The sequence below is a fragment of the Sulfurospirillum multivorans DSM 12446 genome (assembly GCF_000568815.1).
In the GTDB taxonomy this organism is placed as follows: Bacteria; Campylobacterota; Campylobacteria; order Campylobacterales; family Sulfurospirillaceae; genus Sulfurospirillum; species Sulfurospirillum multivorans.
Map to the genome: position 1 here is coordinate 33690 of NZ_CP007201.1, position 26147 is coordinate 59836.

General features: G+C 37.0%; 28 protein-coding genes and 1 tRNA gene. 14 read left to right on the forward strand and 15 right to left on the reverse strand.

Annotated features, from left to right (window positions below; translation table 11 throughout):
- The first annotated feature begins 207 nt into the window (after positions 1-207).
- The 6 genes from SMUL_RS00160 to SMUL_RS00185 all read left to right on the forward strand — a co-directional run bounded on the left by SMUL_RS00160 (position 208) and on the right by SMUL_RS00185 (position 4886).
- Positions 208-1761 (forward strand): primase-helicase family protein, encoded by a 1554-nt coding sequence (locus SMUL_RS00160; protein ID WP_025343247.1) that lies wholly within the window; start codon positions 208-210, stop codon positions 1759-1761.
- An 11-nt stretch (positions 1762-1772) separates the two neighbouring features.
- Positions 1773-1961, forward strand: a complete 189-nt coding sequence (locus SMUL_RS00165; protein ID WP_025343248.1) for a hypothetical protein — start codon at positions 1773-1775, stop codon at positions 1959-1961.
- A 277-nt stretch (positions 1962-2238) separates the two neighbouring features.
- On the forward strand, positions 2239-2640 hold the full coding sequence (locus SMUL_RS00170) for a hypothetical protein (RefSeq protein ID WP_025343249.1): 402 nt from the start codon (positions 2239-2241) through the stop codon (positions 2638-2640).
- Positions 2633-3439: a hypothetical protein gene (locus SMUL_RS00175; RefSeq protein WP_025343250.1), complete on the forward strand. Its 807-nt coding sequence runs from the start codon at positions 2633-2635 to the stop codon at positions 3437-3439. Before SMUL_RS00170 ends, SMUL_RS00175 begins: the two co-directional genes overlap by 8 nt.
- Positions 3436-3807 carry a hypothetical protein gene (locus tag SMUL_RS00180; protein WP_025343251.1) on the forward strand — a complete coding sequence of 124 codons (372 nt, stop codon included), beginning with the start codon at positions 3436-3438 and terminating at the stop codon, positions 3805-3807. Before SMUL_RS00175 ends, SMUL_RS00180 begins: the two co-directional genes overlap by 4 nt.
- A gap of 11 nt (positions 3808-3818) precedes the next feature.
- A complete protein-coding gene (locus SMUL_RS00185) occupies positions 3819-4886 on the forward strand; it encodes a type IV secretion system DNA-binding domain-containing protein (protein ID WP_025343252.1) in 1068 nt (355 codons plus the stop codon).
- A 24-nt stretch (positions 4887-4910) separates the two neighbouring features.
- Here SMUL_RS00185 and istB read toward each other — a convergent pair whose 3' ends face one another.
- Entirely contained in the window at positions 4911-5729 is an 819-nt protein-coding gene (gene istB, locus SMUL_RS00190; protein ID WP_025343253.1) for an IS21-like element helper ATPase IstB, read from the reverse strand.
- On the reverse strand, positions 5720-6808 hold the full coding sequence (istA, locus tag SMUL_RS00195; protein ID WP_168156756.1) for an IS21 family transposase: 1089 nt from the start codon (positions 6806-6808) through the stop codon (positions 5720-5722). Before istA ends, istB begins: the two co-directional genes overlap by 10 nt.
- Before the next feature lie 224 nt (positions 6809-7032).
- Between istA and SMUL_RS00200 the strand changes: the two genes are divergently transcribed.
- The gene (locus tag SMUL_RS00200) at positions 7033-7818 is read left to right on the forward strand and encodes a type IV secretion system DNA-binding domain-containing protein (protein ID WP_235674112.1); all 786 of its coding nucleotides are present in this window, start codon (positions 7033-7035) and stop codon (positions 7816-7818) included.
- A gap of 28 nt (positions 7819-7846) precedes the next feature.
- On the opposite strand, the gene SMUL_RS16910 is transcribed toward SMUL_RS00200, so the two are convergent.
- The 5 genes from SMUL_RS16910 to SMUL_RS00225 all read right to left on the reverse strand — a co-directional run bounded on the left by SMUL_RS16910 (position 7847) and on the right by SMUL_RS00225 (position 12551).
- Positions 7847-8938: a tyrosine-type recombinase/integrase gene (locus SMUL_RS16910; protein ID WP_158506013.1), complete on the reverse strand. Its 1092-nt coding sequence runs from the start codon at positions 8936-8938 to the stop codon at positions 7847-7849.
- Between the two features lie 238 nt (positions 8939-9176).
- Positions 9177-9264, reverse strand: a tRNA-Ser gene (locus SMUL_RS00210).
- 82 nt (positions 9265-9346) lie between these two features.
- Positions 9347-10423, reverse strand: coding sequence for a methyl-accepting chemotaxis protein (locus SMUL_RS00215; RefSeq protein ID WP_025343257.1), 1077 nt, complete (start codon positions 10421-10423; stop codon positions 9347-9349).
- 63 nt (positions 10424-10486) lie between these two features.
- On the reverse strand, positions 10487-10963 hold the full coding sequence (locus SMUL_RS00220; protein ID WP_025343258.1) for a hypothetical protein: 477 nt from the start codon (positions 10961-10963) through the stop codon (positions 10487-10489).
- 1 nt (position 10964) lies between these two features.
- Positions 10965-12551: an aspartate:alanine exchanger family transporter gene (locus SMUL_RS00225; RefSeq protein WP_025343259.1), complete on the reverse strand. Its 1587-nt coding sequence runs from the start codon at positions 12549-12551 to the stop codon at positions 10965-10967.
- A gap of 215 nt (positions 12552-12766) precedes the next feature.
- Between SMUL_RS00225 and SMUL_RS00230 the strand changes: the two genes are divergently transcribed.
- Positions 12767-14095 (forward strand): OprD family outer membrane porin, encoded by a 1329-nt coding sequence (locus tag SMUL_RS00230; protein ID WP_025343260.1) that lies wholly within the window; start codon positions 12767-12769, stop codon positions 14093-14095.
- 119 nt (positions 14096-14214) lie between these two features.
- On the forward strand, positions 14215-14793 hold the full coding sequence (locus tag SMUL_RS00235) for a hypothetical protein (RefSeq protein WP_025343261.1): 579 nt from the start codon (positions 14215-14217) through the stop codon (positions 14791-14793).
- Here SMUL_RS00235 and SMUL_RS00240 read toward each other — a convergent pair.
- Positions 14774-15970 carry an IS3 family transposase gene (locus SMUL_RS00240; RefSeq protein WP_407701804.1) on the reverse strand — a complete coding sequence of 399 codons (1197 nt, stop codon included), beginning with the start codon at positions 15968-15970 and terminating at the stop codon, positions 14774-14776. The genes SMUL_RS00235 and SMUL_RS00240 overlap by 20 nt on opposite strands.
- An 88-nt stretch (positions 15971-16058) precedes the next feature.
- On the opposite strand from SMUL_RS00240, the gene SMUL_RS00245 reads away from it, so the two are divergent.
- From SMUL_RS00245 to SMUL_RS00260, 4 genes are read left to right on the forward strand one after another with little or no spacing between them, the layout of a single operon-like run.
- Positions 16059-17267 (forward strand): sensor histidine kinase, encoded by a 1209-nt coding sequence (locus SMUL_RS00245; protein WP_025343263.1) that lies wholly within the window; start codon positions 16059-16061, stop codon positions 17265-17267.
- A gap of 3 nt (positions 17268-17270) precedes the next feature.
- Entirely contained in the window at positions 17271-17816 is a 546-nt protein-coding gene (locus SMUL_RS00250; protein WP_025343264.1) for a response regulator transcription factor, read from the forward strand.
- The gene (locus SMUL_RS00255; protein WP_025343245.1) at positions 17773-18975 is read left to right on the forward strand and encodes an IS256 family transposase; all 1203 of its coding nucleotides are present in this window, start codon (positions 17773-17775) and stop codon (positions 18973-18975) included. The genes SMUL_RS00250 and SMUL_RS00255 overlap by 44 nt, the downstream gene beginning before the upstream one ends.
- Before the next feature lie 37 nt (positions 18976-19012).
- Complete coding sequence (locus tag SMUL_RS00260) at positions 19013-19282, forward strand: helix-turn-helix domain-containing protein (protein ID WP_025343265.1); 270 nt, start codon at positions 19013-19015, stop codon at positions 19280-19282.
- A gap of 44 nt (positions 19283-19326) precedes the next feature.
- Here SMUL_RS00260 and SMUL_RS00265 read toward each other — a convergent pair whose 3' ends face one another.
- The 7 genes from SMUL_RS00265 to SMUL_RS00295 form a co-directional block, all read right to left on the reverse strand.
- Positions 19327-21183, reverse strand: a complete 1857-nt coding sequence (locus tag SMUL_RS00265; protein ID WP_025343266.1) for an aryl-sulfate sulfotransferase — start codon at positions 21181-21183, stop codon at positions 19327-19329.
- A 195-nt stretch (positions 21184-21378) separates the two neighbouring features.
- Positions 21379-21819, reverse strand: a complete 441-nt coding sequence (locus SMUL_RS00270) for a rhodanese-like domain-containing protein (RefSeq protein WP_025343267.1) — start codon at positions 21817-21819, stop codon at positions 21379-21381.
- 79 nt (positions 21820-21898) lie between these two features.
- The gene (dsbI, locus tag SMUL_RS00275) at positions 21899-22567 is read right to left on the reverse strand and encodes a protein-disulfide oxidoreductase DsbI (protein WP_025343268.1); all 669 of its coding nucleotides are present in this window, start codon (positions 22565-22567) and stop codon (positions 21899-21901) included.
- A gap of 10 nt (positions 22568-22577) precedes the next feature.
- On the reverse strand, positions 22578-23237 hold the full coding sequence (locus tag SMUL_RS00280; protein WP_025343269.1) for a thiol:disulfide interchange protein DsbA/DsbL: 660 nt from the start codon (positions 23235-23237) through the stop codon (positions 22578-22580).
- A 195-nt stretch (positions 23238-23432) separates the two neighbouring features.
- Positions 23433-23972, reverse strand: a complete 540-nt coding sequence (locus tag SMUL_RS00285) for a carboxymuconolactone decarboxylase family protein (protein ID WP_223809737.1) — start codon at positions 23970-23972, stop codon at positions 23433-23435.
- A 6-nt stretch (positions 23973-23978) separates the two neighbouring features.
- Positions 23979-24911, reverse strand: coding sequence for a D-2-hydroxyacid dehydrogenase (locus SMUL_RS00290; protein ID WP_025343271.1), 933 nt, complete (start codon positions 24909-24911; stop codon positions 23979-23981).
- Positions 24912-24914: 3 nt separating this feature from the next.
- A complete protein-coding gene (locus SMUL_RS00295; RefSeq protein ID WP_025343272.1) occupies positions 24915-25472 on the reverse strand; it encodes a cysteine hydrolase family protein in 558 nt (185 codons plus the stop codon).
- A gap of 107 nt (positions 25473-25579) precedes the next feature.
- Here SMUL_RS00295 and SMUL_RS00300 point away from each other — a divergent pair, with 107 nt between their 5' ends.
- Positions 25580-26146 (forward strand): TetR/AcrR family transcriptional regulator, encoded by a 567-nt coding sequence (locus tag SMUL_RS00300; protein WP_025343273.1) that lies wholly within the window; start codon positions 25580-25582, stop codon positions 26144-26146.
- Position 26147: the final 1 nt, after the last annotated feature.

Sequence of the window (26147 nt, forward strand, 5' to 3'; positions counted from 1 at the left end):
TAAGTTCTTAAAGAATTTTGCAAGTTTTTTAAGATTTTTGAGTCTTTCGCACTTTTTTTAAAACTTGTTCTTACAACCAGTGAAAGGAGTTTGTTGTAAGTCTAATGTTAAAAAGAAGTTAGCCAGAATTTAAGTTGCTTTCATAAGAGAGCTTACAAATTTTTTTATAAGGAGTGCAAAACAAAAAAACAATACGGGAGACGTACAATGAATAATTCACAGTTACACGACTTAAATAAAAGTCTAAAATATTTAACAAAAGACCAAATCTTTAAAGTTATTGATTCATTAAGAGAGCTTGATTTAATAGCAAATGAAGTTCACTTAGAAGAGATATTAAAAAGCGGTCAAATATCAGAAAATATCTTCTTATTCAAAGATGAAAAAGAAGGATATATTATTGAAAGAGACGGACAGATAGATAATCTATCAGAGAATGCTGTTAAATCATATTTGGTTCAAAAATACAACTATTTTAATTTAGCTTTTTTATCTAGCAGGATGCTTGTTATTCCGATGTTAAAAAAGATATTCAATCCTTTAGAAATAAGCAAAATTTACAATGAGGGTGAGATTAAATACTTTAATACATTCTTACCTTCACCATATGTCAAAGCTTCGTTATCAGTAGAAACTAGACACGACTTAGATATTGAGTTTGTAAAAAGAGAATACAACTACATATATACGCTTTTAGAAAATCTTTTCAAAAAAGACGAGTATATAGAATACTTTTTAAACTGGATTTCTTGTGTTGTCAATACACGTCAAAAAATAGGAACGTGTTTAATCATTAGAGGAACTCAAGGAGCAGGTAAAAACTTCTTATTAGATCATATCTTAAAACCTCTTGTAGGTGAAGATTATGCTATAGAACAAGATAATGACCGGTTAAATTCAAAATTCAATTCACACTTAATTGAGAGCTTAATTGTATGTTGGAATGAGATTAAAGGTGATTTTAGAGACTCAAGCACAACAGCAGACAAAATGAAATCTCTCATTACTGAATCAAAAATTGTATTAGAAAAAAAAGGTCAAGACGTTGACACTAAAACTCATACATATTTCAATAGCATAATCTTTTCTAATCACTCACTCCCGTTTCAGATTGATATAGACGATAGAAGATTTACAGTTATTGAAACTAATTCAATAAATCTATCTGATTACGTTCAAAAAAAACACGACATCAAATATAGTGAATTTGAATCATTTATAGAAAAATTTGATAGTCAAGTTAGCAGCTTTTTAAATTACATTGTCTCTTTAAAATATAGTATCTCAAAAGCTCGTAAGAGTTTAGATACAGAATCAAAAAGAGGAATTGCGGAAGCATCATCAAGTCAATTAACAAAATTAAAACACAAATTAAAAGCGAGAACACCTGAATCAATACAATGGATTTTTAATACTTTTTGTGAAATGTTTGTAGCTTCCGAAGATATAAACAAAACACAGTTTGATATTACTTTGAAACGGTTTTTAAAAGAGGTATGTATCGGAAAAGTATCTATTGCTTCTTTAACGTTTGCATACAAATTTTACGTTAATCAAGACGCTATAAATTCAAAAATTCAAAAAGATTTACAGGTTGAATTTGGAGAAACAAAAAGAAATTCATCCGTTGGATATAAATACCTTGGTGAAGAAATTGAGTGCAATTTAGAGTCTCTTTTTGCTGAAGAAGAAGAGTTAAATAATCCTCTTGAAGATAGAGAATTTGATAAAGTAATCGACAAAATATACAACGGAAAATAAGGAGAAATATTATGAAAACATTAATGATTATGTTAATTTGGGTAGTGGTTATAGTTGGGGTAGCAAGTCTTTTTTTATCTTTAATTGGAGTTCAATTTAAAGATTTTGTAGACTTTATGTTTATGCCCTCATTTATTGGTTTTATTGGGTTTGTAGTCTTACTCAAGCGAAAACAACATCAAGCAGGATTACCGTTATAAGAATAAAGAATTTGATTTAAAGGAAGGATTGCACAGATAAAGCGTCGGCAAAATGCCTGACACAACCCTCAAGGGAACCGATATAGTCGACATTTTAGTGTCGGCTATATGTCTTCTTTTTTGAATATTGTCAGACAAAGTGTCCGACAAAACACTCTCAAAGCCTTAAATCTCAATATCTTTCAGTATGACATTATGTCTTATTTTGCGTTTTTACTCAACGCAATACAAAAGGAGTAGCATTCTTAAAAATAACTTAAATATAGGAGAAAACATTATGGAACACGACAATAAAATTAAAAAAACGGTTAGGTTAGAGCCTTCAATTTACGAAGCTGTAGAAGGTTATAGAGGTGCAACTAGAGATAATTTCACAGGTGCTTTTGAGAGTTTAATTTTGAAAGGTTTGGAGAACGTAAATACAACTCAAATGATTTCAAAAGTTATCAAAGATGAACTTAAAAATATTCGACAAGATCAACAAAAAAACACAGATAGAATCATTAGTGTTTTGATGGGTATTACTAGATTTATTGGTCGTATTTATGCTCATACATTTTTGACAGTTGAAGAAGTTAAGCATAAGAATAAAGAGGAAATCAAAGAGTTTGAAAAATTCGGAATTACTAAATCTATTGAAGAGTTAAGGAGTAAAGAAGAGGTAAAAGACAATGAGTAAGTTCAATAAATTTTTTGATTTACAAGATTCAAGCTATAAAGACTTGAGAGTTATATCTCTTAAGTCCGAACAAAAAATGTCTTCAGTTTATGCCTCTTCATCATCAATCGGAATATCACTTAGAACAGGTAATTCAAAAGGTGGTGAAATTTGTAAAGGTCAGACAATTATTACAAAGAGTAATTACGAAATAGCAGGTAAAAAAAATAAAGACGGAAAAAGAAATACAAAAAAAGAAGTTGGTTCTCACGCTGCGGCAAGTTTAGATTATATGGATAATCACGGAGCAAAAGATATAGAAAATGATAATAAAGACTTATCAAATATCTATGACGAAACAGGCGAAAGATTGACTAAAGATGAATTGTCGGATTTGAAAAATACAATGAAAGATCAGGGCATAAGCTCTATGCGTAGAACGATGATAGACATAGGGCAAAAAGGAGACGTAACACGAGAAGAATATATTTACCTTGTTAAAGATATTCAAAATGAATTTATTGAGCAAACAGGTAAAAACTTTGACTATAAAATTGCAATTCATACAGATCACGTAGAAACTGGTGGCAATATTCACGCTCACATTTTATCTTATGGAAACGGAAGAGATACAGGAATGAATAAAGATCAACTTAAACTTTTTAAACAAATCTCAAGAGTTAAAACTGAAAAACTTTTGGAAAGTAAAGATAGAAGTCTTAAAAAAGAGTTGAATAAAGTCCTAGATAAAGCTCAAGATATTTCAAAAACAATAGACAAGCTATTTGACAACAGTAAAGGAGGAGGTTTATCACTATGAAAAATATAATTACATTTCTAAAAGAAAATACGTTGTATATCGACATCATTTTATTAGTTATTTTTTCAATCACATTTTTTGGTACATTCAAAAGTTTTAGTGATTTTTTCACGAGAGAATCAATAATGTCAATTAACGTGATTATGTTCTTTTTTATTATCGGTTGTATGATTAATGAGTATCTTATTGATAAATACTATATCAAAAAAGATCAAGCTCAACAAACTATAGATTATTTTGCAGAACAAAAAAACATCGTTGAATCAGTTGTCGAAGAACAAAAAGAACAAGTTGTTTATGAGTGGGAACTTCAAAGAGAAATACCACCGCAAGAACCAATCACAAGAACAAATGAAAATCCATTTTAAGGAGGCACAAAATGAGTATTGAAAGAAAAAATATAGTTAAATTTGGTAGAAAACTTAAATCAGTTTCGATTATTTCTGCATTTATAGCCTTCTTTTTTGGACTATTAACAACAAGGGATATTCTTTACATCCCTTTTTATGATTTTAGTAATTTATTACCGGTTCATATGTTCCCCTTACCTGATAATTTTTGGCAAAAATCAATAAAAGGATTTTTGATCTACAATCTATCAGCGTTTATTAACTTTTTTACAATATCTTTTATTATCACTTACTTTGTTCATTCAAAACTTTTCAAAGATAGAGAAGGTGAAGAGGTATTTAAAAGAGGTGCTAAAAAGCTTGAAGCTAAGGAACTTGTTAAAGTTATTACAAATGATATGAAAGAAAAAGGCGATAAGCCTTATGTGTTTTTATCTAAAGATAAATTGCCAATTCCATTTAAAGAAACTGTTCGTAATTTTTTGTTTCTTGGCAAAGTCGGAAGCGGTAAAACTCAAGGGATATTTAATCTAGTTTTCGGACTATATAAAAACGAAAAAAAAGAATCCATTGGATTAATTGATTACTCTCAAACACTTATTATCTACGATAGAAAACCTGATTTCACACAGTTATTATATAGACGTGGAACAGGCAAAGATTTTCTATTTGACCCTAGAGATACAGATTGTTTGAAATGGAATATCTTTAATGATCTTTTGACAAGAGATAAAAACATAAATGAATCAATGGTAGATTTTTTCGCTCAAGCTCTTTGCCCTGTTGATTCAGATTCTAAATCTAGCCACTTTCAAGAACAAGCTCAAGCAGTCTTTAAAGCAGTTCTCGTAAAGGTCGCAGGAATGAAAAACCCTAACAATAAGATACTTATTGACTTCTTACAAGCTAATGGCGAAGGAACACAGCTTAGAAACGTTCTAATCGTTGATTCTAACGTTAAAAAATATGGATTACAAAGTTCTGTTATAAATTCTTTGACATTGGGTCAAGGAGGATTAGATAATCAAGGTAACAGTGTTATGTCTTCTCTGAATAAAGCATTTGTCAAGCGAAGCGCAGAAGTCGTCAGTTTTTAATGTAAGAAAGTTGCGAATTGAAACTTAAACCACCTCTGAATTTTGACCTTCTAGGTTTGAAGATTTAGCTTCAAACTTATAGATTTCTGAGTGTAAAACTCCTGTTAGTTTTTTCTCTTTAAGTCGGTAACTGTCTCCTTGAATATTGATGATATGTGAGTGATGTAATACTCTATCTAAAATAGCTGTTGTAACGATTTTATCCCCTGCAAATACTTGAACCCATTTACTGAATACCAAATTTGATGTAAAGATGGTGGAGCTTTTTTCATAGCGTTTAGAGATAATTTGAAAAAAGTGATTAGCTTCTTCTTTACTCATATTAAAGTATCCAATCTCATCGATAACAAGAACCGATGGGCTTGTGATGGATTTGAGAAAGCTATCGTATTTTTTCTCTTTTTTAGCTCTATTGGCACTGCTTAAGAGTTCACTGATGGTGGTAAATCTCACTTTGTAGCGATGTTGTACAGCTCTTAATGCTAGAGCAATAGCCAGATGGGTTTTACCCACACCGCTTTCACCTAAGAGGATGATATTCTCATGCTTCTTTACAAAGGTGAGATTGGATAACTCTTCAATCTGTTTTCTGTTTACGCCTACTGAGAAAGTGTAATCAAATTGCTCTAGGGTTTTAATAACGGGGAAGCCTGCAAGCTTTGTCAATGTGTTTTTGGAGCGTCCTAAGCGATTATCCACCTCTTGGCGTAAGAGTTCCTCAAGGAACTGAACATACTGCCAATTCTCTTTGGCTGCTGTTGTTGCTATCTCATGATAGTGTGTACTAATGGTGGAGAGATTCAGCTCTTTACAGAGTGCTTCAATGGATACAATTAATTCCATAATGCACCACCGTATAATCCAACTGGAAGAATAATATTGGCAACGATCGGGATAAACTCATCGTAGCATTGAATGTCACGATGGGGAATGTAGAGCTTATCGATGTCATGGTATGAATTGATTGGCGTATATTTTTTAGCTACACTTTCAATCAAAGCTTTAGGGTGGATTCCTTGATAGGCTTTAGGCACAGGACGCAGTTGCAGCTGCTCTTGTGCTAATAATTCAAATGGTATCTGTAATGTTGTTTGGTGGATGCGTTTATTGGCGGTATTATCCAACCATTTGAGCACTTCTGCATTCGCATTATCCAGCGTTAATGCATAATGCTTCATAGAAAGTCTCACTATCAATCCATTATGAAAGTTATACCGTAGATAATGGTTAAATCTCTCTACTTTTCCTTTGGTCTTGGCACGGTAGGGTTTGCAGACTTTGATGCTAAAGCCACAGTGTTTGGCAAAGTCCTCAAAGAGTGGATTGAGTTTATGTTTGCCTCTGCCATAACTATTCCGTCCTAAAATAACCGTTTTCATATTGTCATACAAACACTCCGTTGGAACACCTCCAAAGTAGCTAAAGGCATTCATATGGCATCCAATGAGCGTCTCTATCTTCTCATTATTGACATATTCCACATACGAAGCCCTAGAATATCCCATCGTTGCCACAAATGCTGATAAATTATCCTTTGGAAACTCTATCCAATCGACTTGCATCTGTTGGGCAGGTTTGGTTTCAAAGCGAATGATAGGTTCATCCAATTTGGCTCGACTTCTTAACTCATATCTTTGGATAACTTGCTGCAACCAACGCAAACTTCCCTCATAGCCTAGCTTCTTAATCTCTTCATAAATAACCGTTAAAGGGATTTCACTTTTCGTCGCTTCTGCCATCTCTAACATCTTGGCAATATGCGGTAGATAAGGATCAACACTATTGATGACAGGAGGTCGATTAATATGAGGAACATAATCATCAGGAAGATTGGCGTAACGCCTTACGGTATCTCTTGAAATACCTAACTTTCGTGCAATGGCACTCTTACTCAAACCCTCAGCTAAAAACTTCTTTATCATTTTAATTTCACCTTTTTTTAACACTCAACTCCTTTCCAGAAATTTGAAAATGGAGTTTAACCAATTTAACTTGGTTTCTTAAGGTTTTAAATCAAAATGCAACGTTCAAATTACATTTTCAACTGACGAGTTTAGCACTTCGTCTGACAGCATTTCGTGGAATTTGCAGAAGAGAATTTTATTATGAAGAGGGAAATTTTAGTGTAAGAGACTTTATCAATACCATAGATTCAACCCCTGACAGAAGACTTTTTATCGTTAATACTAAAGAAATGGCAGGAGCTTATACAACGTATTTTAGCCTTTTCTTGAATCTCTTCTTTAAAATAGGAACAACATTATCGCAACCTTCAAATAGAAGAATTTTTATGTTGTTTGACGAGATACAAAGCCTAGGAAGTGATGGAAATGAAGCATTAGGAAGACAGATCATAGGAGAGTTATGTAATTTTATGGCTGAATCTCGTGCTTATGGTTATTCTGTAACTGTTGCAACTCAATCGCTCCCACAACTTGAAAGACTTATTAAGAAAGAGGGAACAAGAGAGTTATTTCAACATCTGTCTAATAAGTTTCTGTTTCAATATAACGAACCTGAAGGGTCGGAGTGGCTAAGTAAATATTTAAATGAACAAGAGATAGATAGATTAAAAGAGAGTTATACGCAAAGTGGAGATACAGATTTAAATAAAGATCGTTTTCAAGAGTCAGACGAAGAGAAATTAAAGAGAATTGTCCTTCCTTCTGAATTTAATTCATTGAAGCCCCTAGAAGCCTTTGCAATCGTTGGAGAACATCCAACAAGTAAAATACAGTTCCTTTATAGATTACCGCCTAGAATCTGTAATAACTTGATTGAAAAGCCTTTACCTTTTTTCGATCAAGCGACAATAGAAGCGATGAGGACATTCTATAAATCACAAGCCAAAGAAGAGCAAATAAAAGAGGCTCTTAGAATGGCTCAAGAGACAAAGGAGATAAAAGAAAGTCTCAAAGAAGAATTACAATAATAGCGAAGCCCTTTTCAGGGCTTCCCATTTAATAACTTACGCTATCTACGATTTCTTTTTTTAATAATAAATGAAAACCCTTTGCATAAGTATCTATCGATAAACTAGCTTTCTCCTCTTTTGAATGTCCTACTATCTCTTGAATAGTATATAGATAGTCCTTTTTCGGATATTTGACAAAACATTTTTCCATAAATTTCCCTCTTAATGTGTGGAAAGTCTTATCCCCCGTTTGAGCTATTACTCTATAAAGTTGTTTTAGTATTGCTTTTTGAGCACCATTATCTGTCATTTCCATTTTCTTTTTTTTGTCATAAAGTAATGGGAATTTCATTTTAAGGACTCTCTCTAAAATGTCTTTATGAATTGGAACTTGTCTCTCTCCTGCTGTTGTTTTAGACTTCTCTATGTCAAAGTAATATATCCCTGTCTCTTCGTCTTGTTTAATACTTTCAGGCTTTAGAGCGTGAATTTCGCCCACTCTCATACCAGTGTGCGTAGCAATCAGGAAAATATCTTTAAATTCTTGTTCAAAATCAAATGATAGAATGTTATTAATCTCTTTATCTGTGTAGTTAGTTTTCTTTTTCTTTGTTGCATTTTCAGCCAAATTTTCAACATTTCTAGCATTGTTTTCTTTGATTAGCTTTCTACTAACTCCCCACTCCACGAAATCTTTCGTATACGATAAATAGTTATTAATCGTTTTATGAGCTAGTTTTTTGCTTTTTAGATAATCTCTAAATCGCTCAAAATCTTCTATCGTAAGAGAATCAATATTATCGCGTTTGAAAAATTCTTTAAGCTTATTAAAGGTTGTGGAATATGCTCTGTATGAGCGTTCACCGACTTTTTCGAGGTTCTTTTTGTATACAACAAATTTTACTTCTAAGTCATAAAAGTTATATGAACTTTTTTCTTTAGGATAGGCTTCTTCTTTTTTAACTATTTTCTGAACTTCTGTATAATGCTGTTTGATTACATCACATTTTTTCTGAAGTGCTTCTGATGACAATGTTCGAGCGTAACTCTCTTCGACTTTTTTTAGATATTTGTCGAGTTCTTCATCTGTATCATATTCAAATACATACTTAAAATCGCCTCTCTTAAAAGTAAACAAAAAATCCTCCTCATTCATTAGTTCGACCAATTTTTTACGCTTTAATGCTACTCGTAGCGATTTTGTACGTAGTGAAATTCTATATAACTTATACTTAATTCTTTTTCTGTAGTAAAAAGAATCTCGAACCTTGTATAAATTTTGTGTATCATAGTTTTGGCGGATTGTATCATATAGTGAAGTTGAAAAGTCTTTGGAAGTGCCTATTATAGGGCTTTCAAGAGCGTTGTTATCGTAGTGGCGGGCAGAGGGGGATTCGAACCCCCGGTGAGTTGCCCCACGGCCGCGTTCCAGGCGACTGGATTAAACCACTCTCCCATCTGCCCATTTTGATAGGACTGGAAGTATAACGATTTTGTGCTTATTTGAGGATTAATGGCTTTACATGTAAAGCCATTAATCCTTTTTTTACGATTTACGAATCGCTTTAAAGCCTTCGATGAGTTTCTCAAAGCCGACTTTACTCGAATTTTCAACGGCACGGAATGTCTCTACCCCTTCGTGTAAATTACCCTTATTGCTAAAAATATCAACGGCTTTTTTAAGACCTTCGTGAACTTTCACGTGATGATCACTCACTTCGTTGACAACCGTTTGACTGAGTCTTTGACTAATTCCTGAGAACCATTTTCCAAAACGACACGCGGTGTGTCCTAGAATGTCAACATTTTTGCGACCAAGGGCTGCGTTGTAGCCTTTGAGTTTGAGCATGATGTGGTCAATTTTACCATTGCTAACGGAGATTTCATTGGTGACATTGTCGCATTTGTTGGTAATGCTGACCGAATTTTTGAGCATCGTGCTAATTTGCGCATAAAAATCGTCCAATATTTTCATTGAAGCTTTGGATTCACTTTGGAAGGTTTCGCTGGTGTCTGCCATTGAGTTGGTGTTTTGTTTCAAAACGCTAATATTGGACTCGACCTCCAGTGTCGCTTTTTGGGTACGCTCAGCCAATTTGCGCACCTCATCGGCAACCACAGCAAAACCACGTCCATGTTCGCCCGCCCTTGCCGCTTCAATGGCAGCATTGAGTGCCAAAAGATTGGTTTGATCTGAAATGTCTTTAATGAGATTAATGATGTCACTGATGGCGGAAACACTGCTGGAGAGATTTTCGACATCGTGGGTAAATTTTTGGGTCAATTCTTGAACTTTTTCGAGCGACGCAGAGATCTCTTTGGTCTGGTTTTCAACATTTTGACCTTCTTGCATGGAAGCATCGTTTAGTGTGTTGATCTCGTTGAGCATGGTGAGGCTCTCTTCGACGGTATTTTGTAGAAAATTCATACCATCTTCGTAACTGGCAAGAAGAATCGTCAGAAGTTCCTCTTTGGTTTGATCCGTTGAAGTCTCTTTTGCTTTTTGTTCCATGTGTTGATTCGCATTTTGAAGTTGTTCATTAAGGGTTTTAATTTTTTGAAGTTCGTCTTTGAGTGCTTGATTTTCACTCTCTAGTTTTGAAATACGTTTACCGCCAAACATCGTGTCTCCTTTGGTTTATATGACGAAGATTATAACCAAGAAGCGTGATTTTCGCGTTGCATTTTAATAATACCCCACACAAATTCCATTGGAAAGATTGATCTTTTTCTCAAAAGGTGAAGGTCCGAAATATTTGCATTTTTCAATGTAGATGTGGTAGTTGTAGCTCAGCCCTAGATCATCGTAAAATTTTTGGAGATTGACCAGTTTCACATCGCAGACATCGATGATTTCTAAGGCTTTGTAGATGCAAGAGTTATTGTGTTCTATGAGGTGCGAGGGTGCGAGACCTGTGTATTTGCAAAAGGCTTGGGATTGCACCATGCCTGTGAGGTTTGTGCACTGTTTGACGAGTTCTTTGTACTTTGGAAGGATGCTCTCTTTGCGTAAAAAGACGACTCTAGCGTCATCAAACTTAGCGGCTTCTCCATTTTTCCAGTAACGATACGCATTGGAAGAAATCCCCGCAAGCAGGCTAAACTCTTTGTTTAAAACATAATGGTTCAGCCAATGGTTATGCGTCAGAATGTTCATCTGCATGTTACATTATCTTCATACCCAGTTGCGCAAGGACGATAACGAGCACCAATCCCAGCGGATAAACGGCGGCATACGCGATGGACGGGTAGTCGGTTTTGGTCATATTATTTGCCATCGTTAACGAAGGCGTCGACGTCATCGCACCTGAGATAACGCCCAAAATATCGATAAAGTTCATCTTTAAAATGGTTTTACATGTAAAGGCGATCAAGCTCATGGAAAGTAGCAACGCACCAAGCGCCATGACGATCGGTAAAATCCCATTATTTTCGAGTGATTCGACAAGGTATTTGCCTGCATTCGTACCAAGTGTGGCGATAAAAATGAGTTGACCAAGGGTTTTTAAAAGCGTGGTTGAGTGTGGCGAAAGATTCCACACAATCGGCCCTACGCGACCCAGACGCCCTAAAACAAGCGCGGTAATCAAAATGCCACCCACGAAACTCAGCTTAATCGCCCCAACGCCTGGGATATAAAGAGGAATGCTTCCAAGTAAAATACCAAAAACAACACCAAGTGAGATAGGCAAAAAGTCCGCAGCAGGGTATTTTAAAAGATCATTACCGATCAGTTTTATCACTTTATCGGTGTAAATTTCAGGGGCAACCACGTAGAGTTTATCACCCAGTCGTAAGGTTAAATCAGGATACGCAGGAATATCAATACCCGCGCGTCTGACTTTGGTAATGATGGCGCGAAGGAATTTGAGTTCTTTAATCATGCCGATTTTTTTACCGACGATCTCTTTGTTGGTGGTTAAAAGCCTAAAAACAGACATATTGTCTTGAAACTCATGCTCTTCGCCAATCTCTTCCCCTAAAATAATGCTCAAACTTGCCAGTTGCTCATCGGTACCTACGACCCTGATGACATCGCCAAAACTCAGCGAAACATCGTCACTGGTGTAATCAATGATGGTACCATCGAGTGTCATACGCTCAATCACCGTAGAGGTCATACTCTCGATTTTCGATTTTTTGATTTCAGTCGTTTTAAAATTTTCATTGGTGATGCGAAAATTTCGGGTCAAAATGTCAGGAAAACGGGTTTTTTGTGCCGCCTCATACGCCTCGACCTCTTTTTCGATGTCGACACGAAAGAGCACAGGAAGCACGCGAATCAACAACACCGTTGCCACAATACCAAAGGGATAAACCAAACCAAAGATAACAGAAGTAGTAGGCGTATGTTTGATCTCAAGTGCTGCTGCAAGGGCAGGGACAGAGGTGAGCGCACCTGTAAAAATACCATCGATGATCGTTTTTGGCAGGTCAAAAAAGTAGCCAAAACCAAAAATAATCACAAAAAGAAGGAGCAAAAGCGCTGTGGCAATGAGGTTGAGCTTGAGACCTTCATTTTTGATCGTGTCAAAAAAACCAGGGCCGGACTGAAGCCCGACCGCATAGATAAAAATCGCCAGTCCAAAGTACTGAAATGCATCCGAAATAACCATACCAAAATGCCCTGCGATCAGTGCAACGATGAGCATAGCGGTCACATCAAGTGAGAAGCCTCTGATTTTAATATTACCTAAGATATAGCCAACGGAAATGATGGCAAAAAGGTAGAAAATTTCGTTATTAATCATAAAAAAAGTGCCTTAAAAGAATTAGGCGAATTATACCTTATTTTTGTGGTGTGACTTTTAATAAAAGTAGCATCGTAGGTTCTTGCTTCAACTAAGATTAAGTTTGCAGTAAGCTTTTGGTTAGTCGGGAGCTTTATAATTGAAACTATAAGTTTAAATTTAATATTTAAACTAAATATAAACTTGCCAGTGTGTAAGTAACACAAGGAGAAGAGATGCAATTCGCTAAACTCAGCGTAGTGGCAGCTATGGTTTTGGGGCTTTCAAGTAGTTTATATGCGGCAGATACACTGGCAGATGCATTTAAAAATGGTAAAGTCAGTGGCGAGCTCAAAGCATGGTATTGGGATCAAACGGTAGATACAGCAGGGGCCTCTTCCAATGTAAATATCATTAACACAGCTATTGAATTAGGCTATGTAACCGATACCTTTTATGGGTTACGCATGGGTGTTACATTTCAAGGTAATGCAACACCTTTTGCACAGGCTGATGCGAAAGAGGTGTATAAATACGAACAATGGGCGTCAGGTTCAACACTTTCTGAAGCGTATTTAGGTTATACGATTGGTAAGACGGACATTAAAATTGGGCGTCAATATATCAATACGCCACTCATAGCGGGTAACTATGCACGTATCTTTAAAGAGTCGTTCCAAGGTGTTTCGATTGTCAATACGGATCTTCCTGAGACAAGTGTTTTTGCACATTATATTGATAAAACACAAGGCAGAACAAGCACGGTTATGGGTGATGGAGACGGAGATGCTCCAAATTTTGAAAAAAGAGCTCTGTTTGCTGGTGTTAAAAATGCTGTATCTGTGCCTTTTGATGGTGTATATGGTTTAGGTGCTATCAACAAATCCATTTCAAATTTAACATTAACAGCGCAGTATGTCAAAGCGATGGATACTGCATTCTCGACTATGGCTGTTGATGATGTAGATCTTTACTACACTGAAATGAATTACTCCTATCCTATGAATGGATTTAAGTTAGGTTTTGATGCAAATTTTAGAGGATCAAAAACAGGTAATAATTTAGACTCTTTAAATGATGAAGGACATATGCTCGCAGGTCGCATCAGAGTTTCCGAACTGAATGGTTTTGGGCTTTCCTTTGCAGCGGCGACAACCAGTAAAAATGACGCAGTTATCGAAAGTATAGGGCTTGGTGGTGATGCTTATACCAGTGTTATGATTCGTGGACCATTTAACACAACACCATTAGCCAATAATGATTCGTACAAACTAGAAGTATCGTATGATTTTGCCAAAGCCAATATTCTTGGGCTTACATTCATAGGTCAATACCAATGGACGGATCAAGGTAAAATGGCGGTGACTGCTGGAAATTCAGTCGTTGGAACAAGTGCTGACTTTACAACCTATGCAGCCAATCTAACCTATGCCGTTCCTTATGTTAAAGGCTTCACGACGCAGTTAATTTATGTGACACAAGAAAAAGAAGCAACCAATACCTCAAACGTTGTTACCAAAACCGATACGGATGAGTTATGGTTTAAGGCAAACTATAAATTTTGATTTTTTGTTGGAGTATCTCGCTGTAACGTAGTGGGATACTATTTGAGTTTATCAAACCCTTTGATACGCATTTATTATATGAAAGATATATAATAAAATAATTGATGCAAAGGAAAACGATGAAGAAAATGTTTATTCATTTCATCAAAAATGTTGAAAACTATAAAGTCTATCATATCATTATTATTTTCACACTAGCGTTTCTGTTCATGCTCTTTAATGGCTTCTATCACATACAAAATGAGCTCAGAAGTTTTGCAAATCAAAACCGTGTTTTAATTGCCAAAGATATTGATTATACGATCTCCTCTTGGATAACAGAGCGTATAAATAACTTAGAATCAAGCGTAAAATACCTCAGCCAAGATTTGAAATTTCAAGATGAAAAAAAACTAAAAGTATTTGCAGAGACATTTTTACAAGACAATCGCTACTTTGATGCCATACAAATTTTAATTCCCGGCCAATATTTTTATGTCAATACGATGAAATTTAATGATTACCGTGAAAATCCTACGTATATAGATGAAAAAACGGGGATTGAGCCTTTAAAAACACAATGGTTTTTAGACACAAAGCAACAAAAGAAGACGACCATTTATGGGATGTCTGTTTATAATGGCCTGAAAAATCAAGACAACTTTTCAGCTCAATTAATTTCCACCTCTTACTGTTACCTTACCCTACATTTTTTATAAATTCAAGATACAGATTCATAGGTTTTTGATAGCCAATCGCTGAATGAAATCTCTTAAAATTATATTTATGGATGTAGTTTTTTACACCTTCTTTTAACTCCTTAATAGATTGATAGTCACTGATATAAATATTACCATGTTTAAGAGTTCTAAAAAATCTCTCTATCACAATATTATCAATTGATCTGCCTTTACCATTCATTGAAATCTGAATATCATTTTGTTTCAATACTTGCGTGTGCTCATAACTTGTGTACTGGCTTCCTTGGTCACTATTGAATATTTTAGGCTTTGGATATTTTAATAGTGCAGTTTTAAGCACATCAGTGGCTAATGTTGCATCCATTGAGTTTGAAATTTTATAGGCTAGGATTGCTTTAGTGTGCCAATCAATCACTGCAGCAAGATACATAAAGCCACCATTAGTTCTAATATAAGTGATGTCTCCACTCCAGACTTCATTTGGCGCTGGAACATATATCTGTTTGGTTTTACCTGTTCTACTCCAATACTCTTTAAGTAAGTATGGGAAGATGGTATGCTCAGGGTTTTTGATACTTGTAAGACGCTTCTTGGTTGGATACAGTGCTTGTATGCCCATCAATTGCATATACTTCAATACTCTGTCTTTTCCAATATTGTAGCCATCTTCAAGCAATTGCTGATGAATATAGCGATAACCGTATTCTGAATTATCTGTTGCTATCTCATCTATAGTATGCATTATTTTTAAATTCTGTTCACTAATGGGCACTGGTTTATAATAATGAGTGGCACGACTGATATGCAAAAGTTTACATTGCAGGGTTTTACTTAATTCGAGCTCGTTCTCAACAAGTGTTTTACGCTTATTTAATGAGACCGAGCTCTCTAGCTTTTTTGCTAGCCATTCCTTTTCAACAACGGATTTACCCAGTTGTTTCTGAAGCTCAGCTATCTCTTCATCTTTAGATTTTATCTCATCTTTAAACTCTTGCGCTGCACGAGTGGGTTCAAATGCCAGTGAAGCATTTTCCAAAAATTGCTTTTTCCACTTTGTGATAGATTGTGAAGCTATTTTATATTTAGTGGCTATTTGTGCAATGGTCTCTTCTTCTTTGAGGAGCTCTAACACTATTTTTGTCTTTTGCTCTGCACTGTAACTTTGACCTTTTTTTCTGCTCATTTTTATCTCCATAATGTTGCTATATTTTAACTTTTTTGGAAATAAATCTTGATGAATTTATGTCTTAAATATTCAGGCCATTATAGTTCATGGCTATTTATTGGAAAAAACGCTCAATATTTGCACACCTATTCTTTATAAAGAGAATTTTGAGGGCGTGTTTTGCGGTATTTTAAAAGCTAAGTCACTGTTTGAAAAAATTGAAAAACTCACTTTCCCTCAAAACGCCTCTTATTTTATCAGTGACGACGAGGGAAAGATATTAACGCCTTTTAAAAAGGGTCATTTTCAAGAGGAATTGGAAAAATTTTTCTTGAATAAAATTGATTTAAATACAAAGGAACCGCAAAAACTCATCATCGACAACGCAGTCATTACATTATCCAAATTTCAACGTTTTAACTGGTATATAGGCGTTGTAACGGATAAAGAGGATATTTTACAAGAAAGCAGGCAAAGGGTCACGAGTCATGCCATTTGGTTACTGCTTTGTTTTATTTTGCTGCTTATCGTCGTCAATAGCGCGCATGAATTTTTACGTCGCAGAGTTGAGCGTAAGCAAAAAGAATATGAATTTATGTTGGCACATCGCTCACGTATCTCGGAGATTGGAGAGTTGATTTCTGGCATTAACCATCAATTGCGTCAACCCATTAATGCAACCGCATTGGTGGTCAGTAGCACTTTAGACCTCTCAGAACGCAATCTTTTAGATAAACAAACGTTAGAAAACAATCTCAAATTGTGTCAAAAATCAATTAGTTTGATGGACAAAACCATCGGGATTTTTCGTAATTTTTATCGTTGTAGTGAGACGGTTACGGAATTTTCTCTGTTAGATTGTATGAAAAGTGTTTTACATGTAAATTATATAGAATTGACAAAAAGCAACATTAACATTGAAATGGATGAAAAAAGCTTTGAAAATATTCGCGTTATTTCGATAGAAAACTTTGTCCAACAAATTCTTTTAGTATTGATTCAAAATGCCAAAGAGTCGTTAAATGCGTCGGATTTGCAAGGTAAAGAGGCATTTCATAAAAAGATCATTCATATTGCAGTGATACTTGAGTATGGAAAAGTTCTTATTGATATTTCTGATGGGGGTGGAGGCATTAGCAAAGAAGTGCAAGAAACGCTCTTCTCAGAATTCAAAATTTCTAAAAAATACGAAGGTTCAGGTATTGGGCTTTATTTCGCTAAAAAGCTGGCAAAAGAGAAACTGTTGGGAGATTTAGTTTTATACAACGCTTCTTCTCCAACAACATTTCGTCTGATTTTCCCTCAATATATTTCAAAGAAAGAGTAAAAGATGCACATTACCACATTGAATTTATTAAAACATTTATCTATTTTAGTGGTAGAAGATGATGATATAGCGCGCATGATGATTGCTCAAGGGACTAAGCCTTATTGCGAGTCGTATTATGAAGCAAAAGATGGGCTTGAGGGACTGGAAGTTTTTAAAGAGCATCGTGTAGATATTATCGTGACTGATATTCACATGCCCGGAATTAACGGTTTTGAGATGATGAAAGAAATTTTAACACTAAAGCCTTCCCAACTTTTCATTGTGATGACATCATTTGATACGGACAAAAATCTTATCTCAAGCATTCATGAAGGAGCGTGCAGTTTTTTGCGCAAACCGATTGAGATTAAAGAGTTGCAAACCGCCCTTTTGATGACTTCAGGGCGCATTGAACAAACATTAAAACAGCTAAGACCCGATATTACGATCGATAGTCGAAAAGAGGGACCGTTCAGAATTCTGTGTCAATCGGGTAAAATAACAAATACCCAAGGACACAGATATGAAGATAGAAATAGACGTAGAGCAATTTGCTCAAGATATTAAAGCCGGCAAGAGTATTGGTGGCTCAAATGGAGCCTTAGGATCACTCATCAAACAGCTAACCGAAGCCGCGCTAGCAGCTGAGATAGATTCGCACCTCTCCCAAGACCTCAATAGAAATCGAAAAAATGGCTATAGTTCAAAGACTATGAAAAGCGATCATGGTGCCTTTGAACTTGATGTTCCAAGAGACCGTAACGGTAGCTTTGAACCTGAAATCGTAAAGAAAAACCAGACCAGCATGACGAGTGAAATCGAAGAGAAGATTCTTTCTCTCTTCGCACTTGGCAATAGCTATTCCCAAATAGCCAAACACATAGAGGATTTTTACTGCGTAGGCTTCTCTAAAGCCACTATAAGCGCCGTAACCGACAAGATAATACCAATGCTTCAAGAGTGGAAAACAAGACCCTTAGAAGCTGTGTATCCATTTATATTCTTAGATGCCATTCACTACAAAGTAAAAGAGGATGGTCGCTACATCTCAAAAGCATTTTATACAGTGCTTGGTGTTCGAGTGGATGGCAAGAAAGAAGTCTTGGGACTTTACCTCAATGAAAGTGAAGGCGCCAAATTCTGGCTACAGGTGCTTACCGATTTGCAAAACCGTGGCGTTAAAGATATCCTCATTGCTTCGGTAGATGGGCTTAAAGGCTTTCCAGAAGCGATAAACTCAGTCTTTCCAGATACGGAGGTGCAACTCTGTGTAGTTCACCAAATACGCAACAGTCTCAAATATGTGGGCTCTGCTTATCAAAAACAATTTGCTAAAGAACTCAAAGCCGTCTATCAAGCTTTTACCAAAGAAGAAGCAGAATTTGAGCTTGATAAGTTGGAAGAAAAATGGGGTAAAAAATACCCTATCGTCTTTCAATCTTGGAGAAATAAATGGGATAATTTATCTGTCTACTTCCAATATCCAGAAGATATACGTAGAGTTATTTACACAACTAATATCATCGAATCAGTCCACCGCCAGTTTAGAACTCTAACGAAAACCAAAGGTGCTTTTCCCAATGATGATAGCCTGCTAAAACTACTTTATATGGGGATTCAAAATGCCCAGCAAAAATGGACTATGCCAATTAGAAACTGGAGCTTAACAATCTCTCAATTAGCCATTCACTTTGAGGGACGGCTTGATGACGCTTTAAACTTATGATACAATTTTAGGAATTATCCGATGTTGACACAGAATCTTGAACACTACCCGAAAAGAGGTCATTTATAAAGATAAAGAGCCTATTTTTCTGACGCATAAGAACCATAAAATCTTTTGGTTATTGTGTTATAACTTTGGACGGCTCGTGACGTATGAAATGTTTGAAGACTATGTTTATGATGGTGAAGCGATCAATAAAAGTGTTTTGCATGTTGCTATTTTACGTATCAAACAACAGCTTGGCAAAATCAATATCGAAAATGTGACGAATTCAGGATATGTTTTAAAGCCTTATAGCGGTGAGTAAAGTTAGTCCCAAGAGAAATTTCTCTTGGGACTTGAATGCGTAGATTATTTTGAGAATGCTTTTTCAATGCTAAATGGCATTGCTTGATAACCTGTTGTATCTTTGAGTTGGATTTCAACAGAAGGTTGTTTTGCACCGTATTTGAACTCCATAATGAATGGATTTGGATCAGATTTGAATCCACCTGTCGCAAGATCAAAATCCGCACCTGCAGTTGCAGAGTACGTAAAGACAGAGTCTTTATCAGTTTGATATTCAGTAATGGATGTAACAGGGCTGAACCATTTGTTGCCTCTCTCTTTACCAAATTCCCATACTTGCTCAACAGTCATTTTCTTTTGATCAACTTTATAAATAACCGCACGAGAGTATTTCATACTTGGCATTGCAGGTTGTTCCATACCACGGCTATCACCATTGTCAAACGCACTTAGATAAAGGATTTCACCTTTTGATTTTGAATCGATTTTAAATGCGGTATGCTGTGTCCATGTCCAGTCAAATCCACCTTTGTCACTCTCATAACCTGGGCATTTTGAACCGCTTGGACCACAATCAATTTTATTGCCTTTTGAATCAACCGGTGTTAAGAGTTTATCTTTGTACTTAGCATTCCAGCCTTCAGGGCTACCTAAAATCCATTTCACTTGTTTATCACGGCCAATTTTGATCATTGCAGATTGGTGGCGTGAACTGATGATGATAGAGTTGTCTTCCGCATCGTGGTCAACGCTGTTAACGTGTGCCCAGTTACGTCCAGGACCAGAACCTACAACATCACCAAATTTATCGGAAGCATCTTGTTTTGCTAACTCTTCAGCAGAGAGCGTATGTCCTGCTTTTGAGGCGTCGATATTTAAACAGACAGCGCCTTGGTCAAGCACTTTCATATTAATATCTCTGTATGGATCAAGGATAGAGTAGAGTTTCCATTCATCAAGCACTTTTCCGCTTTGTGGTTCAACTTCGATGATCACGTCTCTAACGGTTCGTACGTTTTTACCATCTAAACGTTTTTGGTTGGCACTACCAACACGCATAAAGTAGTGTCCGTTTGGAGAAACGTCAAGTGAGTGTGAAAAGTCGTTGTAACCTGCTGGAAGTTGGCGATTGAAAATCTCTTTACCCATGATGTCGTACTTAACATATCGCTGACCATAACCCCATGTCATAGCACCATCAACGTTTTGTTTGAAGCCCATCATAACACCAGCTTTGTAAATGGAGTTAATATCATAAATAGGTTGTGCGTTCATGAACCAGCGTACTTCTCCTTTAGTATCAATGATGAAATTTTGTGGATAGTAATTCCACTCCAATGCACCACCCATAGGGTTGTTCCAAACCGCACGTGTTCCTTTTCCCGCTTTTGGTAGGAAGTTGTTAACAAAGTAAAGTCTGTCTGAAAACTCTTTATCGACTTTAACGACATCCGCTGATGAGAAGAGTGAAGCTTTGGTTGTCGCTAGACCATTTGGATCGGAATAAACGCCTGTGGTATAGATTTTGTAGCTTTCTTTAATGTGTTCACCTTGAGCGTTGTTGACGCTTTTAGTGTATTCAACTTCAACCGTGTTCTGATAATCTGCATAAAGACCAAATACAGGGATACCACCATGGGTCAGTACATTTTGGTCGGTAACTTTGTACTTAATTTCTTGTCCACCTGGTTTTGGAACGATTCGTACCGAAACATCTTTGAGATCATAACCACCACTGCGAATAACAGCTGTAAGCGGTGCAACTTCATAAGGATTGACAACCACCTCACCAATTTTTCCTGGGATTGCATAATCTACTTTTGGACCACTGGCTCCACCAATTGCAAAGGACATCGTTGGAACGACACTTAAGACAATACCTGCAACAATGGCAGATGACAACATTTTACGGACTCTCATAAAATCTCCTTTTGAATTTTTTCTTTAAGTTATGATCTAATTTAAAAAACTTAGTGTAAGTATAAAACCTGCGCCTAACGGGAGAATAACGTTAATATTAATTTTTACTGAAATAGTAAAATAGAGAAGATCATGATTTTTATAAAAAGGAGAAGGTGGCATCTACACACCTGGATAGATAAATTTTGTTAGTTACTAGTGTTCATAGGGAATAGTGTTAACCCCGTTTTTAAGAGCTTCTTGAATGCCACCACTTAAGTTAATAACATGTGTATAGCCTTGTGCGACAAGAAAATGAGTAACTTTCATTGAGCGGTTACCTGAGCGACATAGAATAACAAATGTGTCATCCTTTTTAACAATGGCATTTAACGCTTCTAAAAATTCTTTTTCGTTATAGCTTTGATCTTCTTTGTAAAATGTTATGAGGTAGCTTTGGGGTATAACACCCGTTTCATGCCATTCTGGTTCGGTTCTAATGTCTATGATGGGAATGTTTTGTGATAAAAAAGCATTGCGGAGAGGTTTACTTTTGATGGTAGGTGTTTTTTTTGGCTCATTATTATTCGCTTGAAGTAAAAGCATTCCACTGAAGCAAAACAGAGCAATGCAGATAAATATCAAAAAAATTTTCATAATGAACTCCAAAAAGATGATGAAGAAGAGGCAAGCTTGCAAGGATTAAAAGCAAGCTTACCCGATAGAAAAAAGATGATTACGCTTTTTTAGACTGGATCATTTTAAGAATCCAACTCGCACCCATAGCGCCAAGCAGAATAAAGCAAACGATGTAGGCAAAGAGGCACGCTTGTGCCATATTGACCGAATGAGATGCTGGGAAAAGGTACCAACCATCTGCATAAAAATCAACAAGAAATTGTTGTAATCCGCTAAGTTCTACACCATCTGGAACAATAGGACTATCAAATCCACAATCGCCTGTGGGTTTAAACCAATCGGGTGCCCATGTGTCCATAGGAAGACCAAAAGGAAAACGAGGCTCCGCTGAGCAGCCTTGAACACCAAAGGGATTATCGCTGTGCGCGGCATGGTGAATGGCATTAAGCTTTGTGCTATACATAATTCCTTGAATGATTCCCCAAAAACCAAAGACATAGCCAATAATTTTCAGTACACTATTTTTAGGATCAATGGCTGCAACCAATCCACCAATTGCCATACAAAGGAAAGCAAAACGAATGTAAACGCACTGTTCACATGGTTTCATATACACATAGTGTTGAAACAGTGTATGCGCAACTAAGATTAAAAAGATACTGGCTCCTGCCATGACGAGCCATAAAAAACGCTCATCTTGCCATTTTGCAATCGCACCCATTGGGCAGGATTTAAACTCCTGCCACATGCTTTTAAAAAAATTCATTGTTTATTCCTTATTTGGTAAGAAGCTCTTTAATGAGCTCTACCATACCATCGGGTGACGTGATAGACGCTGTTTTAATCAAATATTTTCCGTTGACAACAAAGGCAGGAACACCTTGGACTTTGGCGACTTCGTAGCTTTGTTCCCACTCTGCAAGAAGTGCTTTCACTCGTGGATCTTCTTTAGCTGTATCAAACTCTGCTTTGCTTAAACCACTCGCTTTAAGTCCTGTCTCCAAGAAGCTCTCGGCACCTGCATCCCAACGCTCTTTTTTATCATGGTATGCGTTGTAGTATGCCATTTTTGCTTTTTTGAATTGTGATTTTTCATCAAAAGCAGATTTGAGTCCGTTGTCTTGATCTTTTACTAATAATGTCGCAAAAAGTTGGCTAGCGGTTTCACCGTATTTGCCTTTTGTTTTGAGATGGAATGGTCTAAATGTAACACCTTCTGGTAGTTTCGGAACAATCACAGGTGTAACGGCTTTGTCGTATTTGTAGCAGAATGGACAATCATAACTAAAGACTTTGATGAGTGTTTTATCTGCATTTGCAATCGGTTTTTCAAGTTTCACATAGTCTGTGCCTTCTGTGAAACCAAAACTAGCTGTCGCAACGAGCAGACTTAACGCTAAACCTTTTGCAAGTGATCTTGGTAATTTGAAACCCATGGTAACTCCTTTAAACTTTAAATTTGAAACCATTATAAAGGAGTGAACTAACATAGGTATCACGCACATATTAAATTTTACTTAAATAGAAAGTTTATTTTTAAAAGTGAGTTTGCATCTTTACATGTAAAGATAAAAAGAGAAGAAGAGCCCTGTATTTTAATACCTAAGGCTCTTAAGCAGAATCGTTAAAAATTAAAAATCTTTCTCGATTTTAAACGCATCAAAGATAATGTCGATGGCAGACATGCGTGCACCGTGGTTTGTTGCATCCAGTATTTCACCATCGGTATGGCCAAGATCACGCAACGCTTGGACATCTTTGGCTTCAACGTCGTGAGGTGTTCGTACTGCTTTGAGAACAAACAGAAGCATCGCTTTTTCTTTGGTGTCTAGTTTGGCATCGTTTGGATTGGCTCGCATCGCTTCGACATCCTTTGGTGTCCATCCCATCATGTTGATGAGGATTGAGGCGTTAAAATCAACGCAATAGCTACAGCTGTTTTTATCGGAAATCAGCATACGAATGCTTGCTAAAAGCGGCATCGAGAGGGCTTTTTGTTTGACCATGTAGTATTCGATGAAACTCATTTGCTGTTTGATGAGCTCAGGACTTGCGCTAAAGATCTGCGCTGAATTGCTTACGCGTCCTCGCATCGCTTCTATTTTTCCATAAAGCTCGGCGAGCTCACCTGTGGCGTTTTCGGGTTTGACGGTTGTGATTAATGGCATCATATCTCCTTAATGATTTAGAAAATTTTGAATGTTTTGTGCAACCAAATTCATAAGCGCTGTGCGTGCTTCAACGCTTGACCATGCGATATGCGGCGTCATAATCAGACGCTCAGGATGCTTTACATGTAAAAGTGGATGTGCCTTTTGCATCGGCTCAGTTTCAAGGACATCAAGTCCTACGTAAAGCTCTTTTTCATCGATAATTTTTGCAAGGGCTACCTCATCGATGATGCCGCCACGCCCGACATTGACAAGCACGGAACCCTCGCTCATTAGGGTGAGCGCGTTACTATCTATAAGCCCTTTGGTTTGAGCATTGAGCGGTGCGTGGATGCTGATAACAGAACATGTTTGAAGCATCTCTTCTAAGCTAAGTCGTTGATAGAACGCATCATTATTGGCGCCACTGGTGGAGAAATAAACAACCTCCGATCCAAATGCCGTCGCAATCTTCGCCACCTCTTTACCAATCGTTCCAAGCCCGATAATCCCCCAACGTTTGCCTTTCAGTTCCCAAAAAGGACGCTCGATATGCGTAAATGTTGGCGCTTCAACCCAGCCACCTTTTTTGACAAAATCGTCGTAATAGCCGCAACGACCGATAAGGCTAAGTGCTAGCATGATCGTCGTTTGCGCTACGGACGCGGTGGAGTAGCCTGCCACATTTTTAACCACGATGCCCTTTTCGCCTGCATGTACCAAGTCAACATTGTTCGTTCCCGTTGCCGTGACGCAAATGAGCTGAAGCTGTGGGCACGCATCCATTGTCGCGGCATCGATGAGGACTTTATTGGTCAAAACGATGTTTGCATCTGCGATATGCGCAACACACTCTTCGGGTGACGTGGTTTCGTACGTGTGAAACTCCCCAAAGGATTTAAAGAGGCTTAGGTCAATATCTTTTCCCATCGTTTGGGCATCTAAAAAAACGATTTTCATACATTAATCCTTTTTAAGTAATGGTATCCATTCGTTTAGCGTTAAAACGCGACTAAATCCAAACGCCTGCGCGACTAAAAAAGCTCGGTGCAACGCTTCCGCACTCACGCTTCCTGCAGTGTTCTCAAAATCCAGTGTACCATTGGCATCGCTGAGAAATTCAACATTATAGCCAAGCTGTGAGGCATCTCTTGCCGTAGCATCGCAACAGTTTTGCGTCATGTACCCGATGATGGAAACCGTGTCAATACCAAGAGCTCTAAGCCTGTAGTTTAAGTCCGTTCCCACAAAAGAGCTCGCATGGTTTTTTTCGATGTAAAGATCGGGTTTAATGGCTTTGATCTCATCGTGAAATTCCCACAGATGACTTCCTCTCACAAACGCTCCCGCATTTTCTTTGAGGCTGGTGTGTTGCATAAAAACGATCAAAATTCCCGCTTTTTGCGCTTCAGCAATGGCGGTTTTGATTCTCTCAAAACTATTGGACGGGTAGCTAATAGGCAAAGCGCCACCTTCAAAATATTCATTTTGTACATCTACAACGATAAGAGCACGTTTCATAAAACCTCCTTGACTGTTTGGTCAAGTGGCATTTTAACAAAAATTGACCAAACAGTCAAGGGGCGTAAAAATATGTTATAATTTGCCTAGAATATAAAGGAAGAATTATGGAAACGACACGCGACAAGCTTATCAACGCAACATTTGACGAGGTCTTTTCACACGGCTATCAAGGCGCATCACTCTCCGACATCTTAGCCAAAGCGGGTGTACACAAAGGCTCGATGTATCACTTTTTTGCCAATAAAAAAGAGATGGCACTCGCCTCCATCGAAGAGACAATCCTTCAAAGAAATGCCGAAAAATACCGTTACGTCGAAACCTACACCAGCGGCTTTTTAGAAGAGTTCTACACACGCCTACGCGACACCTCTGTGCGAGACTTCAAACGCGGATGCCCCATCGCCAACATCGTCCAAGAGATGTCCAACATCGACGAAGATTTCAACACGCTGATGAAGTCTATCTACGGAGCGTTTCGCGCGAATATTAAAGCCATTTTAGACAAAGCCATTGAAGTAAAAGAGATGAAACCCTGTGATACAACGAAACTGGCACTCTTCATCACCTCAACCATCGAAGGTGCTATTCTCGCGGCAAAAGCGAGCGACAATGCGCAAGACTATGTCGATGTGATAGAAGAGTTGATAGAACATATTGAGGGGAAAAGGTAAT